The sequence below is a fragment of the Gordonia prachuapensis genome (assembly GCF_036350515.1).
Taxonomy (GTDB): Bacteria; Actinomycetota; Actinomycetes; order Mycobacteriales; family Mycobacteriaceae; genus Gordonia; species Gordonia prachuapensis.
This window is the reverse complement of sequence record NZ_JAZDUE010000006.1, coordinates 238,157-252,067: the sequence shown is the minus strand read 5'-3', so window position 1 is coordinate 252,067 and position 13,911 is coordinate 238,157. Positions and strand designations below refer to the sequence as shown.

Annotated in this window: 11 protein-coding genes and 2 tRNA genes; 8 read left to right on the top strand and 5 right to left on the bottom strand. The window is 67.6% G+C overall.

The window, feature by feature from the left end; genetic code table 11:
• Window positions 1–4 precede the first annotated feature (4 nt).
• Both V1Y59_RS09435 and dnaG read left to right on the top strand, forming a co-directional pair.
• Entirely contained in the window at window positions 5–1,288 is a 1,284-nt protein-coding gene (locus V1Y59_RS09435; RefSeq protein ID WP_330504564.1) for a deoxyguanosinetriphosphate triphosphohydrolase, read from the top strand.
• Window positions 1,289–1,338: 50 nt separating this feature from the next.
• Window positions 1,339–3,273 carry a DNA primase gene (gene dnaG, locus V1Y59_RS09430; protein WP_330504563.1) on the top strand — a complete coding sequence of 645 codons (1,935 nt, stop codon included), beginning with the start codon at window positions 1,339–1,341 and terminating at the stop codon, window positions 3,271–3,273.
• A 404-nt stretch (window positions 3,274–3,677) separates the two neighbouring features.
• Here dnaG and V1Y59_RS09425 read toward each other — a convergent pair whose 3' ends face one another.
• Together V1Y59_RS09425 and V1Y59_RS09420 are read right to left on the bottom strand one after the other, a co-directional pair.
• On the bottom strand, window positions 3,678–5,147 hold the full coding sequence (locus V1Y59_RS09425; protein WP_330504562.1) for a cutinase family protein: 1,470 nt from the start codon (window positions 5,145–5,147) through the stop codon (window positions 3,678–3,680).
• 410 nt (window positions 5,148–5,557) lie between these two features.
• Window positions 5,558–5,631 (bottom strand) — tRNA-Ile (locus tag V1Y59_RS09420).
• A 140-nt stretch (window positions 5,632–5,771) separates the two neighbouring features.
• On the opposite strand from V1Y59_RS09420, the gene V1Y59_RS09415 reads away from it, so the two are divergent.
• The 6 genes from V1Y59_RS09415 to V1Y59_RS09390 all read left to right on the top strand — a co-directional run bounded on the left by V1Y59_RS09415 (window position 5,772) and on the right by V1Y59_RS09390 (window position 10,978).
• Window positions 5,772–6,476 carry a GntR family transcriptional regulator gene (locus V1Y59_RS09415; protein ID WP_330504561.1) on the top strand — a complete coding sequence of 235 codons (705 nt, stop codon included), beginning with the start codon at window positions 5,772–5,774 and terminating at the stop codon, window positions 6,474–6,476.
• A gap of 56 nt (window positions 6,477–6,532) precedes the next feature.
• Window positions 6,533–7,969: an allophanate hydrolase gene (locus tag V1Y59_RS09410; protein ID WP_330504560.1), complete on the top strand. Its 1,437-nt coding sequence runs from the start codon at window positions 6,533–6,535 to the stop codon at window positions 7,967–7,969.
• On the top strand, window positions 7,954–8,661 hold the full coding sequence (locus V1Y59_RS09405) for a cysteine hydrolase family protein (RefSeq protein ID WP_330504559.1): 708 nt from the start codon (window positions 7,954–7,956) through the stop codon (window positions 8,659–8,661). Before V1Y59_RS09410 ends, V1Y59_RS09405 begins: the two co-directional genes overlap by 16 nt.
• A gap of 39 nt (window positions 8,662–8,700) precedes the next feature.
• Window positions 8,701–10,299 (top strand): SulP family inorganic anion transporter, encoded by a 1,599-nt coding sequence (locus tag V1Y59_RS09400; protein WP_330504558.1) that lies wholly within the window; start codon window positions 8,701–8,703, stop codon window positions 10,297–10,299.
• A 102-nt stretch (window positions 10,300–10,401) separates the two neighbouring features.
• Window positions 10,402–10,474, top strand: a tRNA-Asn gene (locus tag V1Y59_RS09395).
• Window positions 10,475–10,552: 78 nt separating this feature from the next.
• Entirely contained in the window at window positions 10,553–10,978 is a 426-nt protein-coding gene (locus tag V1Y59_RS09390; RefSeq protein WP_330504557.1) for a pyridoxamine 5'-phosphate oxidase family protein, read from the top strand.
• Window positions 10,979–10,981: 3 nt separating this feature from the next.
• On the opposite strand, the gene V1Y59_RS09385 is transcribed toward V1Y59_RS09390, so the two are convergent.
• From V1Y59_RS09385 to V1Y59_RS09375, 3 genes are all read right to left on the bottom strand, one after another.
• Window positions 10,982–11,656, bottom strand: coding sequence for a potassium channel family protein (locus V1Y59_RS09385; RefSeq protein WP_330504609.1), 675 nt, complete (start codon window positions 11,654–11,656; stop codon window positions 10,982–10,984).
• Between the two features lie 343 nt (window positions 11,657–11,999).
• Window positions 12,000–12,746, bottom strand: a complete 747-nt coding sequence (locus V1Y59_RS09380) for a GntR family transcriptional regulator (protein WP_330504556.1) — start codon at window positions 12,744–12,746, stop codon at window positions 12,000–12,002.
• On the bottom strand, window positions 12,703–13,842 hold the full coding sequence (locus tag V1Y59_RS09375) for an acyl-CoA dehydrogenase family protein (RefSeq protein ID WP_330504554.1): 1,140 nt from the start codon (window positions 13,840–13,842) through the stop codon (window positions 12,703–12,705). The genes V1Y59_RS09380 and V1Y59_RS09375 overlap by 44 nt, the downstream gene beginning before the upstream one ends.
• Window positions 13,843–13,911: the final 69 nt, after the last annotated feature.

Genomic DNA, 13,911 nt, shown 5'->3' with positions numbered 1-13,911 from the left:
CGGCATGTCCGCCATTCCGCTGACGGCTCAGTACGGCGACGAGGCCGTCGAGCGGATCGTGCCGGAGGCCCCGAAAGTGGCCAGCCTGCCCGGCACCCGGACCGACCATCGCAGCGACTACGCGCGTGACCGGGCCCGTGTGCTGCATTCGGCGGCGTTGCGTCGTCTCGCCGACAAGACACAGGTCGTCGGCCCGCGTGAAGGCGACACCCCACGCACCCGGCTCACGCACTCGCTGGAGGTCGGCCAGATCGGTCGCGGCATCGCGATCGGGCTCGGGTGCGAACCGGACCTCGTCGAGCTCGCCGGGTTGGCGCACGACATCGGGCACCCGCCGTACGGGCACAACGGTGAGCGCGCATTGAACGAGGTCGCGGCCGACATCGGTGGATTCGAGGGCAATGCGCAGAACCTGCGGATCCTCACCCGTCTCGAACCCAAGCTGCTCGACGCCCGTGGGCGGAGCGCGGGACTGAACCTCACGCGTGCCTCCCTCGACGCCACCCTCAAGTACCCGTGGACGCGTCGACTGCCCGCGGTGAAGTTCGGTGCATACGACGACGACGCGTCGGCGCTCGCCTGGATCCGGCGGGACGCCCCGCCGGGACGACAGTGCATCGAGGCACAGGTGATGGACTGGTCCGACGACGTCGCCTACTCCGTCCACGACCTCGAGGACGGAGTGATCGCGAACCGGATCGACCTGCGATCGCTGGGCGATGCGACCGATCAGCGCGGCCTCGCCGACATCGGCGTCAAGGAGTTCGACGGCCTCGAGGCCAACGCACTCATCGACGCCGCGCAGCGACTGTCGCGGATGGACATCGTCGCCGCAGCCGGCGGTCACGACGGCAGCCTCGACAGCGCGGTGACGCTGAAGCGGCTGACCAGTGAATTGATCGGCCGGTTCGCATCGGCTGCGATCACCGGCACCCGAGCGGTGGTGGGGGACCGGTCGGTGGCGCGCTACGACGCAGATCTGAGTGTGTCACCGCTGGTGGCGGCCGAGGTCGCGATCCTCAAGACGTTGGCGTTGCGCTACATCTTCTCCAACGAACGTCACCGCGCGATCCAGCAACGGCAGCGCGAGCGCATCCATCGGGTGGCGGTGTGGTTGACCGCCGCGGCACCCGGTGGCCTGGACCCGATCTTCGTCCCCTTCTGGCAGGAGGCCGCCGACGACGGTGCCCGGCTGCGCGTCATCGTCGATCAGATCGCGTCGATGACCGAGGGACGTCTGGAGCGCACCGACCGCCAGAACTCGGGTGCACAGGCACACCTCGGCTGAGTCCGCCCACGGGTGCGGCGTAGGGGCGGGCACTCACTACACTGGTCGGCGTGCCAGGCCGAATTCCCGATCGCGACATCACGGCGATCCGTGAGCAGACGCGCATCGAGGAGATCGTCGGCGACTACGTGGCACTGCGTCGGGCCGGAGCCGACAGTCTCAAGGGGCTGTGCCCGTTCCACGACGAGAAGACCCCCTCGTTCCACGTCCGGCCGAACCACGGCCACTTCCATTGCTTCGGCTGCGGGGAGGGCGGCGATGTCTACAGTTTCCTGCAGAAGCAGGAGCACATCAGCTTCGTCGAAGCCGTACAGCAACTCGCCGATCGTATCGGCTATCAGATCCACTACGAGGGTGGCGGTACGGCCATCGTCCGCGACCGCGGGACCCGCGCTCGGCTGGTCGCCGCCAACGCCGCCGCGCAGAAGTTCTACGCCCAACAGTTACAGTCGCCCGAAGCCCAACCGGCCCGCGACTATCTGACCGAGCGGAACTTCGACGCCACGGTGGCAGCCACCTTCGGCTGCGGCTACGCACCCGCGGGGTGGGACGTGATGACCAAAACCCTGCTGGCGCAGGGATTCGAGTTCAGTGAACTCGAGGCGGCCGGATTGTCCAAGCAAGGACGCAAAGGTCCGATCGACCGATTCCATCGGCGCCTGCTGTGGCCGATCCGCAACCTCGGCAACGACATCATCGGTTTCGGCGCGCGCAAACTGTTCGACGACGACAACCTCGGCAAGTACATGAACACGCCGGAGACCATGCTGTACAAGAAGTCTCAGGTCCTGTTCGGACTCGACCACGCGAAGAAGAACATCGCCAAGGGTCACCAGGTGGTGGTGGTCGAGGGATACACCGACGTGATGGCCATGCACCTGGCCGGGGTGACCACGGCGGTCGCATCCTGTGGCACGGCGTTCGGCGAGGATCATCTGGCGCTGCTGCGGCGGCTGATGATGGACGACTCGTACTTCCGCGGCGAGGTCATCTACACCTTCGACGGTGACGACGCCGGAAAAGCGGCCGCCCTCAAGGCTTTCGAGGGTGAGCAGAGCATCGCGGGCCAGACGTTCGTCGCGATCGCGCCGGACGGGATGGATCCGTGTGAATTGCGCCAGGCTCGCGGTGACGGTGCGGTCCGCGACCTCGTCGCGCGGCGCGTCCCGATGTTCGAGTTCGCCATCAAGGCGTTGCTCGGGGGCCACGACCTCGACACCGCCGAGGGGCGGGTCCACGCCTTGCGGGACACCGTCCCCGTGGTCGGCCAGATCAAGGATGTCGCCCTGCGCGACGAGTACGCCCGACAGCTCGCCGGCTGGGTCGGCTGGGAGGACGTCGCTCAGGTGCTCGGCCGGGTCCGCGAGGAGGGTGCGCGGTTCGCCCGCGCCACTGGTGGGGGGCCGGCGGTCAACGGGTCCCGTCCCGATCGGGTGACCTCGATTCGTCGGCAGCGGCCCGAAGCAGCGTCCGCGCCACCCACGGCGCGGCCACTGCCGGGAGACCCCCGGCTGTGGCCGCAGCGCGAGGCGCTCAAGGCGGCGCTGCAGTACCCGGCGATCGCCGGCACCGTCTTCGACTCGCTGCCCGTTCAATGCTTCACCGACCCGGCGTACGCCTCCATCCGCACCGCGATGTCCGCCGTCGGTGGCACCTCCAGCGGCATGGGTGGTGCCGAATGGGTGGACGCCGTGCACCACGCCGTCGACGACGCCGTCATCGGTCCGCTCGTGACCGAACTCGCGGTCGAATCCATGCCGGTCGGCGAGAACAACATCTCGCGCTACATCACCAGCGTGCTCGCCCGACTCCAGGAGGTGTGGGTGGGCGCGCAGATCGCCGACATCAAGTCCCGTCTGCGGCGCATGGCGCCCGGCGAGGACCCCGACGCCTACAATGCCGTGTTCGGGGATCTCGTGGCACTGGAGGCCTACCGCCGCAGTCTGCTCGAGCAGGCGGTCGACCCGGATGTGGGTGTCGGCTGACCGGAGCTCGGTGACCAGCCCGCGTTTCTCCGTTGCTCGAGTGGCCGGCGAGCGGTCTTTCTTCCGTTGATCGAGTAGCCGGCGAGCGGTCTTCTCCCGTTGATCGAGTAGCCGGCGAGCGGTCTTTCTCCCGTTGATCGAGTAGCCGACGAGCCGCTAGGCGAGTCGGTGTATCGAGATCCACTCTGGCGCAGGTGGTCTCGATACAGCCCTCGCCTAGCGGCTCGGGCCTACTCGACCGGCGGTGGGGGCTTACTCGACCGGCGGTGGGGACTCGGCCGGCGGTGGGGACTCGGCCGGCGGTTGGGGGGGCTCGACCGGCGGTGGGGGCTCGATCGGCGGTGGGGGCTCGATCGGCGGTGGGGACTCGATCGGCGGTGGGGGCTCGACCGTTGGTGACCCAATCAGCTGCGGGAGATGCTCGTCGACAGCCATGACCCCAACCACTCGATGGCATCGTGTCCGGCGGCGTCGACGACGAACGACTGGTAGCTGACATGGCTCTCCGAGCGGTAGAAGCTCCCCGCACTGATTGCGTCGGTGATCAGCGTGGCGGGATCGGCGATCGCGTACTTGCTGACGATCCGGGTCACGGCCACCGCGGAACTCCGGAAGTCCTCGGAGACCGCGTCGACGCCGTTGCCCGACTGTGCTTTCGCGGTCACGATGCCCCGGGATACCGCGACGAGTTCGCGACCGAGACGTCGTAGCTCCGCGCGCGGTTCTGCGGTGACGGGCACCGACTTGGCGCCCGCACGTCGGCCGAACTCCGCCGCAGCCACCCACGTCAGCTCCTGGATGCGGCCCACGAGGTCGGCGACGCGCTCGATGTCGATGTGGGCGAGCCCGGCCGCCACCAGGGCCATCGCCTTGGTGAATCCGGTGTCGTCCGGAATCAGCGCGAGCGTGGCCGACACCTCGGTGAAGTCGACGGACGCGGCGAGGGTGACGAGCGGGCGCAGATCGCTGTTCAGGGTCGTCGCCGTCGCGTGAGCGGCGGCGAGGTCGCCGTCTGCGATGAGGCCGGGGAGCCGTCCCAGTCCGTCCGCGATGCCGGTCAGGTCGAGGGAGGCGAGGGTGGTGGCTGCTCCGGCGGCTCGGTGTACCGCGGCCGCGGCCTGGTCCGGGGTCTTGCCGAGGACGGAACCGAGCTGACCCAGGAACGGGTTGTGCTTCTTGTCGATCGAGCAGTACAGGTCGGCGGGTGCGCAGATCGAGGACACCCTGCCGGCGAGGCTGCCCATCCCGTCCGGCCTGGGGTCGGCGATACCGATGCCGTCGGCCCGGGGTCCGACGATGGTCGCGCCCTGGGTGCCTGCCCGCGGGTCGGCGAGCAATGCGACCGCCAGCACCTGGTCGGGGCTCACCGGACCGAGCCGGTTCCCGATGGCCGAGGCGAGATCGCCCGCGGCGTCGGCGCCCTGACTGTAGCCCGTGATCGTGACCTTCACGGCCGGGTGATGTTCGATGACGTCGCGAAGAACCTGCGCCGCATTGTCGAGCGCCGAGGCCTTGCTCGCGCCGTAACTCTCACCGTTGTCGAAGGCGCGGGCGATGTAGGGCAGGAAGTAGATCTGGGCCGCGTCTCCATGGTCGCGGCGGATCCGTTCGGCGATCGGACGCAGTGCGCCGGTGGCGCGGTGTGGATCGGCTGTTTCGTCGGTCTCCCACGTTCCGGGGATGAAAAGGTTGAAGCTCGTGACGGAATTGCCCGCTGACGTATCTGCGATGGCGGCCCCGGGCGCAGCGATCATCGACAGTGCCGCCGCTCCGACGGTGAGAAGGCTCACGGATCGACCGACGGTGGGCCGACGCAGGCCGTCGTCGGCCGGCGGTGAGGTGTGCAGCTCTCGAACTGCAGGCAGCAATCGCATCGGGTGTCCGCACGGGGTCTGAGGGAGATGGATCGGGTTGCCGATCCGGCAGCTGCAACATGGCGACGCTCGATGTGATGATGTCGAACAGTACCGCGCGCGCGTTCGGATTCGCGCGACTTTCACACCTTCATGCGACACCGTCGCGGGTCCGCCTGGTGAACAGTTGGGAATGAGTCTGGCGGACAGCGGAATTGCTGTTCCTGCCGCCGACTACTGGGGCTGGTGTTGCCCGTGTTTCCGTCCAGGGTCAGACCCAGAAATACCGAACAGTCTTGTGCCGCGGGCGGATTCGAGACCCGCTGTTCGTTAGCGCAACGAAGAAGACTTCGGCGCAATCAGTCTCGCGTCCGGCCCGGTGGAGAACTGCGCGCGGAGGTTGTCGTGAGCGGAACGCGGGATCGGGGGAGTGGGGCGGGCGGGGCTCGAACCCGCGACCTACGGATTATGAGTCCGCGGCTCTAACCGACTGAGCTACCGCCCCCGGCCGGGCACTGCGCATGCCCGACGCTGCACATTACCGCACGTCATGTCGCATCGGTCGAACGCCGCGGTCATCCCGCGGCCGCCGCTAGACTGCAGGGAATCAGCACGTGAGGGCACGAGTCGACGAACGAGGAGCGCATGACGGGGGCCGACGAGGCGAGTGTGGACAGCGACCTCCCCGAGAGCCTTGTCGACGTGGCGGGTCGCCGGATCCGCGACGCCATCCTGTCCGGCAGCCTCACGCCCGGCCAGAAGATCGTCGAAGAGACGCTGTGCGCCGACCTGGGGATCAGTCGAGCGCCCGTGCGCGAGGCCCTGCGGTTGTTGGCCCAGCAGGGACTGGTCGAACACCAGCCGCGGCGGGGGACGCGCGTGGCCGAGTGGTCGCCGCGCGACATCGTGCAGCTGTTCGAGCTGCGTCAGGTGCTCGAACGGTTCGCCGTGGAGTCGGCTCTGCCGCTCGCGGACCCGAAGCGGCAGCTCGAGCCCGTCCGCGCGGCCGTCGAAGAGATGAAACGAGCAACCGACGAGCTCTCCAAGGACGACGCGCACCGTCGCTTCCACACTGCGGTCGTCGGCCTGGCCGGGAACCGTCAACTCGACATCGCGCTCGAGCCGATCCTGCTCAAACTGCAGCTCCCGATGGCGGTCAACCTACGCACGGAGACCGCAGATCACCACGGACCGGACGACGGGGTGAAGCGGCACCTCGCGATCCTGGAGGCGTTGGAGACCAACGACCCGGTCGCCGCGGTGTCGGCCCTTCGTGACCACAAGCACCTGCAATACCTCGATCTTGCGGCTCCGCCGGTCAACGGCACGGATACCGCCGACGCGCGCTAACACAACCGACACACAACGGATCCGCAGGCGCCACAATTCTGTCGACAATCGACGGTATGGCAGATGTGCATCCGCCCGCCGGACCGGTCCTCGGTCCCTCGGTCGCGGAGATCCTCGACGACCATGTGAGCGGCAGCGGGTCACCGGTACGCACAGCGCGCACCGTCGCCGACGCGATCGAGGCCCGCGGCGACGACGGGACCTGGCTGTCGACGGTCGGGAGAAGTGAGTTGCTCGCGGCGGCCGCAGAACTCGAGCGTCGCCCCGGCGCGCGGGCGCTGCCGCTGTACGGGGTGCCGTTCGGTGTCAAGGACAGCATCGATGTCGCCGGCACCCCGACCACCCTGTCCTGTCCGGACTTCGCCTACGTCGCGGACACCACCGCGCCGGCGGTGCAACGACTCCTCGACGCCGGCGCCCTCTACGTGGGCAAGACGAACCTCGATCAGTTCGCCACCGGCCTCAACGGGACGCGTACGCCGTACACCGTGCCGCGCAGCGTATACGGCGGCGACATGATCTCGGGCGGGTCGAGTTCCGGCTCCGCCCTCGCGGTCGCCCTCGGCGAGGTGCCGTTCGCGGTCGCGACGGACACCGCCGGATCGGGCCGGGTGCCCGCCGCGCTCAACGGCATCGTCGGATACAAGCCGTCTCGGGGACTGATCAGTACCACCGGACTGGTACCCGCGTGCAAATCCCTCGACTGCATCACGATGATGGCCGGCCGCATCGACGACGTCGACCGCGTGATGGCGGTGATGGCCGGTCCCGACGACACCGATCCGTGGTCGCGCGATCGCGGACCGCGTATCACCGGCGCTCCGATACGGGTCGGATTGCCGCCGGAGACCGAACTCGAGTTCTTCGGTGACGATGCGATGCGGGCCGCTCATCACGCGTTTCGGAACCGGCTCGCACACCAGGGATTCGCCGTGGACCTCGAGATCGTCGAGGTGTCACTGGAACCGTTCCTCGCGGCCGGCGAACTCCTCTACGCCGGTCCGTGGGTGGCCGAACGCCTGGTGGTGTTCGCGGACTTCCTCGCCACGCATCCCGACTCCATCCATCCGGTCGTCCGCGACATCCTGCGCAGCGGCGAGAAGTACACGGCCGTCGACGCGTTCGCGGCTATGCAGACCCTCCAGGAGCTGCGCGCCGCTGTCGGCCGCATATGGCGGGACCTCGATGTGCTGGCCCTACCGACGATCGGCCGCACCTTTACGGTCGAGGAGGTTCTCGATCAGCCGATCGAGGCGAACACGATGCTCGGTCACTACACACACTTCGGCAACCTCCTCGACCTGCTCGGAGTGGCGATCCCGCAGGGCCACACCGCCGACGGCCGTCCCCACAGCGCCATGTTGCTGGGGAACGCGCTCTCCGACGACACGGTGCTGCACCTCGCGGCAGCCCTTCTCGACGAGCCGCGCACCAGCGCGGCCGCACCCGACGCCCACAGCACAGAGAGGCTCACCTCGTGGCCGACATCGTGACCATCGCCGCCGAACCGGCTCCCTTCGACCTCGAGCCGTCCCGCGCGGCCCTGGTCCTCATCGACATGCAGCGTGACTTCCTGCTGCCCGGCGGCTTCGGGGAAACCCTCGGCAACGACGTGAGCCAACTGCAGCGGGTGGTGTCGCCGCTCACGAAGCTTCTCGACGCGGCGCGCACTACGGGGATGTTGGTCATCCACACGCGTGAAGGCCACCTGCCGGACCTGTCGGACTGCCCGCCGGCGAAGCTCAACCGCGGGGAACCGTCGAAACGGATCGGCGACCCGGGGGCGTTCGGGCGCATCCTGATCCGCGGCGAGTACGGCCACGACATCATCGACGAACTCGCACCCGCGGCGGGTGAGGTCGTGATCGACAAGCCTGGCAAAGGGGCGTTCTACGCAACGGATCTGCACGCGGTGCTGGACGAACACGGCATCACCCAGTTGCTCGTCACCGGTGTCACCACCGAGGTCTGCGTACACACCACCACTCGTGAGGCCAACGACCGCGGATTCGACTGTGTCGTCGTATCCGACTGCGTCGGTTCGTATTTCCCTGAGTTCCAACGGGTGGGTCTGGAGATGATCGCCGCGCAGGGCGGGATCTTCGGCTGGACCGCGCCGAGTGCTGCGCTGATCGCCGCCCTCACCGACCACACGGCAGCGTCGCCGTCGACCGCAGTGTCCTGAGCCAGCCACTTCACCTGTTGCCGAGAGGATTCGACGCGCATGAGCACGACCACCGATCCCGCCCCGCCCACCGGGCCGTCATCACCGCCGACCCCGCTGACCATTCCGTGGTGGACCCGCGGAGACACCAACGCCTTCTTCGGGCTCGGTTTCAACATCCTCGTCAACGTCCTGACGCTGACCGGTCTGATGATCGCCGTGGTGCAGGTCCCGGCCGGGGCCGTCCTGGGCACGGTCCTGCCGGCGCTCGGGGTCGCGCTGATCCTGGGCAACCTGTACTACACGTTCCTCGCGCGGCGGCTGGCCAAGCGGGAGAACCGAACCGACGTGACCGCCCTGCCCTACGGGCCGAGCGTGCCGCACATGTTCATCGTCGTCTTCGTCGTCATGCTCCCGGTGTTCCTGGCCAGTGGTGACGCGATGCAGGCGTGGGAGGCCGGCCTGGCCTGGGCGTTCATGATCGGCGTGATCGTCATGATCGGCGCCTTCGTCGGCCCGTACGTCCGCAAGTTGACCCCGCGTGCGGCCATGCTGGGCACGCTCGCGGGCATCTCCATCACCTTCATCTCGATGCGTCCGGCCGCGCAGATGTGGGAGGTCGCGTGGATCGGTCTACCGGTGCTGGCGATCATCCTGATCGGATTCTTCACCGACGTGAAGCTGCCGGGGAACATTCCCGTCGGACTCGCCGCGCTGCTGGTCGGTACGGCGATCGGCTGGATCGGTGGGTACATGTCGGTGCCCGACCTCGAGCAGGCGGTCTCCGACATCGCGATCGGAATACCCGACCAACGTTTCGACATGCTGTTCTCCGGCCTCGGTGACCTGGCGCCACTGCTCGGTACGGCCATCCCGCTCGGCGTCTACAACTTCACCGAGGCGATGAGCAACGTGGAGAGTGCCGCGGCCGCCGGGGACAACTACAACCTGCGCAGTGTGCTGCTGGCCGACGGCGCAGGCGCCTGTGTCGGCGCGGCATTCGGCTCACCGTTCCCGCCCGCCGTGTACATCGGACACCCGGGGTGGAAGGACGCAGGCGGGCGCGCGAGCTACTCGCTGGCCAGTGGGGCGGTCATCGGCGTGCTCTGCTTCGTCGGACTGTTCGGGGTCCTCGAGGCCCTGCTGCCGGTTCCGGCGATCGTGCCCATCCTGCTCTACATCGGCCTGCTGATCGGTGCGCAGGCGTTCCAGGCGGTGCCCCGTATCCACGCCATCGCGGTGGTCGCGGCCATCCTGCCCAACCTGGCGGAGTGGGGTAGGGGCATGATCGACAACGCGCTGAGTGCGGCCGGGACCACGGCCGAGGAAGTCGGCGCCGAGGCGCTCGGCAACGCCGGGCTCGTGTACGAGGGACTGAAGACGTTGGGTGAGGGCGCGGTCCTCGTTGGACTTGTCCTGGGCACCATCGTCACGTTCATCCTGGACAAGAAGTTCCACTTCGCCGCCATCGCCTGCGGGGTCGGTGCGGTGATGTCATTCGTCGGCCTGATCCATGCGCCGGAGGTGAGTTGGGCCGCGAGCCCGGAGGTGTCGCTGGGCTACGTGCTCTTCGGTGTCGTGTGCATCGCCTACTGGTTCCTGCCGAACGCCCGCACCCCGCGCACCGTCGACGAGGCGGACGTCGTGGCGGGACACTGAGTTACAGATCGACGCAGGTAGGACCCACCGGAGAACACTCGCGCAGGCGTTTTGTTCTCCGGTGCGTCCATGCGCTAGAGTCAGCAGTCGGTTCGAGAGCATTCCCCCATAGCTCAATTGGCAGAGCATTCGACTGTTAATCGAACGGTTACTGGTTCGAGTCCAGTTGGGGGAGCAAACGTCAACGCCCGTCACCGCAGGTGGCGGGCGTTTGTCGTATCCGTTGTCGGAGGCCCGGTCTACCGTGTGTGACATGGCTCTCTCCACCTCCGAACGCGAAGAATTCCTGTCACAACCGCACATCGCGGCGCTGGCAGTCGAGGCGGGGCCCGACCGTGCGCCGCTCGTCGTGCCGATCTGGTATCAGTACGAGCCCGGCGGTCGCCCCTGGTTCCTCACCGGCACCACATCGCGCAAGATCGAACTGATCCGGGCAGCGGGTCGATGCACCCTGATGGTCGAGACCCTGGAACCGACGATCCGCTACGTCGCCGTGTCGGGGGAGGTCGTCGACTACACCGAGGGCACCCGCGAGCACCTCACCGAAATGGCGGCCCGCTACCTTCCCGCGGACAAGGTCACCGGGTACGTCGACTTCGCCATGGACGACCACGGAGACCAGACGAAAGTCGTACTCCGGCCACAGCATTGGGTGTCCACCGACCTCGGCAGCATCTGAGGGTCAGACCTCCGCCGCCTCCCGGTGGCGTGCGAGGTCCCGGCGAAGATCTGCGACCTCGGCACGGAGCAACTGGAGTTCGGCGGAGGTGGCCGCCGAGTTGGCTTCGTCGTCGTCGGCGACACGCTGGACGATCCAGGACGCGATGGTCGCGGTGACGACACCGATCACACTGATCCCGCCCAGCATCAGGAACCCGGCGATGACGCGGCCGGTGAGGGTGATGGGCGAGTAGTCGCCGTAGCCGACCGTGGTGACCGTCGTCATCGACCACCACACCGCGTCACCGAACGAGGTGATGGTGGCATCGGGTAGTTGCCCCTCGGTCTCGTAGATGGCCAAGGACGCCACATAGATGAGCAACATCGCGCTGGCCGCGGTGTAGAGCACCACCCGCCCACGGATCGCGCTGCCGAGCGCCTTCTGCAACACGCCGACGAGGATGAGCAGTCGGAGGAGTCGCAGCGGCCGCAGCATCGGCAGGACCACGATGGCCAGATCGGCGAGGTGGCGGATGAACCACGATCCGCGGTGTGGCGCCACCGAGAGACGGACGACGTAATCGATGGCGAAGCAGACCCACGAGGCGAAGATGACGACATCGAGGATCGTGTCGACGGTGTCGCTCGGGTTGGCGAGGACCTGGACCGAGTACGCGGCGAGGAACAGCAATGCCATCGCGACGAGCGGCCATTCGGTGCGGCTTTCCCACCAGGCGAGGCGCTCGCCGCCGCCACGTCGGTCGACGGCCGAAGGGTCGCGGAGATTCGCGTCGGTGTCGGCGGAATCCATCTCGAGTGCACCTCTCGTCTCGTGGGGCACCGCGACGTCGTCGGGCCGCGGCGGGTCCGGAGACCTCTCAAACGGCCGGCGCCGCCCAGGGCGGGGCAGGTCGTCGGGGGTGACCTGCCCCGCCCTGGGCGGCGCACAAGACGAGAGTACCCGACACTCGTCCGATCGCTCAGTCGACGCTCCGTCGACGCCGCTCGCCTGGCTGTTCGGCGCGTCTGCGGCCGGCTCGTCACCCGTCGTCGGTGGCGTCCTCCCAGATGCCGGTCGACTCGAGGTGTCGGGTCAGCCGTGCTGCGCCGTCGAGGAACTGACGCCGGGTCTGCTCGACAACCTGCTCGCGGTCGCCGGTCCGGTAGGCCTCGATCAGCTTCGCATGTGAATCCACGGCGACCTCGCCCCAGTCCGGGTCGGTCGCATACAGCTGTGCGGGTGTGTAGCGGGTGGCGCTCAGCAGGAACCAGGCCAGCTTGCCGCCCGACGCGATGTGGTTGTGCACGCGATGGAATTCGAACTCGGCCCCGGCCACCTGACTGCTGTCCCCGGCCCCGAGAGCGCTGCGTAACTGCTGGTTGTGCCACTCGAGATCGGCGATCTGCTCAGGGGTGATGGCGGCAGCGGTACGGAGCGCGAGCTTGACCGCGATCTCACCCTGCAACCAGAACAGATCCTCGACATCGGTGCGGCTGAGCTCGGCGACGATGTACCCGCGATGGGGTGCGAGATTGACCATCCCCTCGCCGCGCAGTGTGAGCAGGGCCTCGCGGACGGGCGTCACACTCACCCCGAGCCGTTCGGCGGTCTCGTCCATCCGCACATACTCGCCCGGCCGGATCGCCGCGGTCATGATCTGCCCCCGCAGGTGCGCCGCGACCTCTTCGGACAGCTGGGGCCTGCGCCGCAGACGAGGGGACGCCTTCGCCCGCGGCGCGCCCTCAGAGCCCGAAGGTCTTGCCGATGATGTCGCGCTGGATCTCATTTGTGCCACCGTAGACCGTCGAGATGATCGCACCACGCATCAATCGCTCTGCGTCGAATTCGGTTGCGTAGCCGTAACCACCCATCATCTGCATCGCGTCGATCGTCATACGCTTCGAGGTCTCGGTGGCCTTGAGCTTCGCCATCGACGCCTCCCGCGGCAACAGCTTGGTGGGATTGTCGTCGGCTTCCTTGGCGACCGCATAGACGAGTTGACGCGTGCACTCGATCTCCGTCGCCAGATCGGCCATCCGGTGACGCATGGCCTGGAACGTCCCGATCGGTCGGCCGAACTGCTTGCGCTCGGTGATGAAGGCCAGCGTGTCGGCAAACGAGCGCTCGGCCACCCCGAGCTGCATCGCCGCGAGGATGAGCCGTTCGGTGTTGAGCCCGGCCATCAGCTGATTCCAGCCGTTGCCGACCTGTCCGACGACGGCCGAATCGGGGACCTCGCAGTTGGTGAAGTACAGGTCGTTGACCTCTCGGCCGCCGAGGGTGTCGATGCCCTTGATCTCGAGCCCGGGCGTGCCTGCCGGGATGTGGAACTGGGTCAGTCCCTCGTGCTTCTTGTCCGTCTTCTCGGTGCGTGCGATCAGCAGGATGGACTTGGCGAAGTGCGCGTTCGAGCACCAGGTCTTCTGCCCGTTGATGACCCAGCCGCCGTCGACTTTCTCGGCGCGGCAACTCAGGTTCGCGACGTCGGAGCCGGCCTCCGGTTCCGACATCGAGATCGACAGCGAGTCGCCCTCGACGACGCCGGCGAGTACTTCTTTCTTGAGCTGGTCGTCGGCGAACTTCTCGTAGGCGGCCGCGGTGATCAGCGTCGGACCGATACCCCCGATGGGGGCGTTTCCGCGCATCGCTTCCTGGAGCAGGATGCACATCTCGACGTTTCCGGCGCCCGCGCCGCCGAACTCCTCGGGCACGACGATGCCGGTCCAGCCCAGCTGCGCCATCTTGACGTAGAGCTCCTGCGAATGCAGTTCTGCGCCGTTGTCGGTGAGCGCGTCGCGCTGTTCGCGCGTGCCGGCCTCGCGCTGACAGAAGTCGGCAATGGCCTTGGCGAATGCGGTCTGCTCGTCGGTGAAGGACACCATCGTGGGATCGGACCTCTCGTGATTCAGGAGTGAGTCTGAACTCTTGTCGGCATCGAAAGTATCACATCA

Excerpts from the sequence above, each read along its gene's own strand:
- V1Y59_RS09435 (WP_330504564.1), top strand. The coding sequence starts at position 5 with ATGTCCGCCATTCCGCTGACGGCTCAGTACGGCGACGAGGCCGTCGAG.
- V1Y59_RS09425 (WP_330504562.1), bottom strand. The coding sequence starts at position 5,147 with ATGCGATTGCTGCCTGCAGTTCGAGAGCTGCACACCTCACCGCCGGCC.
- V1Y59_RS09415 (WP_330504561.1), top strand. The coding sequence starts at position 5,772 with ATGACGGGGGCCGACGAGGCGAGTGTGGACAGCGACCTCCCCGAGAGC.
- V1Y59_RS09410 (WP_330504560.1), top strand. The coding sequence starts at position 6,533 with ATGGCAGATGTGCATCCGCCCGCCGGACCGGTCCTCGGTCCCTCGGTC.
- V1Y59_RS09400 (WP_330504558.1), top strand. The coding sequence starts at position 8,701 with ATGAGCACGACCACCGATCCCGCCCCGCCCACCGGGCCGTCATCACCG.
- V1Y59_RS09390 (WP_330504557.1), top strand. The coding sequence starts at position 10,553 with ATGGCTCTCTCCACCTCCGAACGCGAAGAATTCCTGTCACAACCGCAC.
- V1Y59_RS09385 (WP_330504609.1), bottom strand. The coding sequence starts at position 11,656 with ATGGCATTGCTGTTCCTCGCCGCGTACTCGGTCCAGGTCCTCGCCAAC.
- V1Y59_RS09380 (WP_330504556.1), bottom strand. The coding sequence starts at position 12,746 with ATGAGATCCAGCGCGACATCATCGGCAAGACCTTCGGGCTCTGAGGGC.
- V1Y59_RS09375 (WP_330504554.1), bottom strand. The coding sequence starts at position 13,842 with ATGGTGTCCTTCACCGACGAGCAGACCGCATTCGCCAAGGCCATTGCC.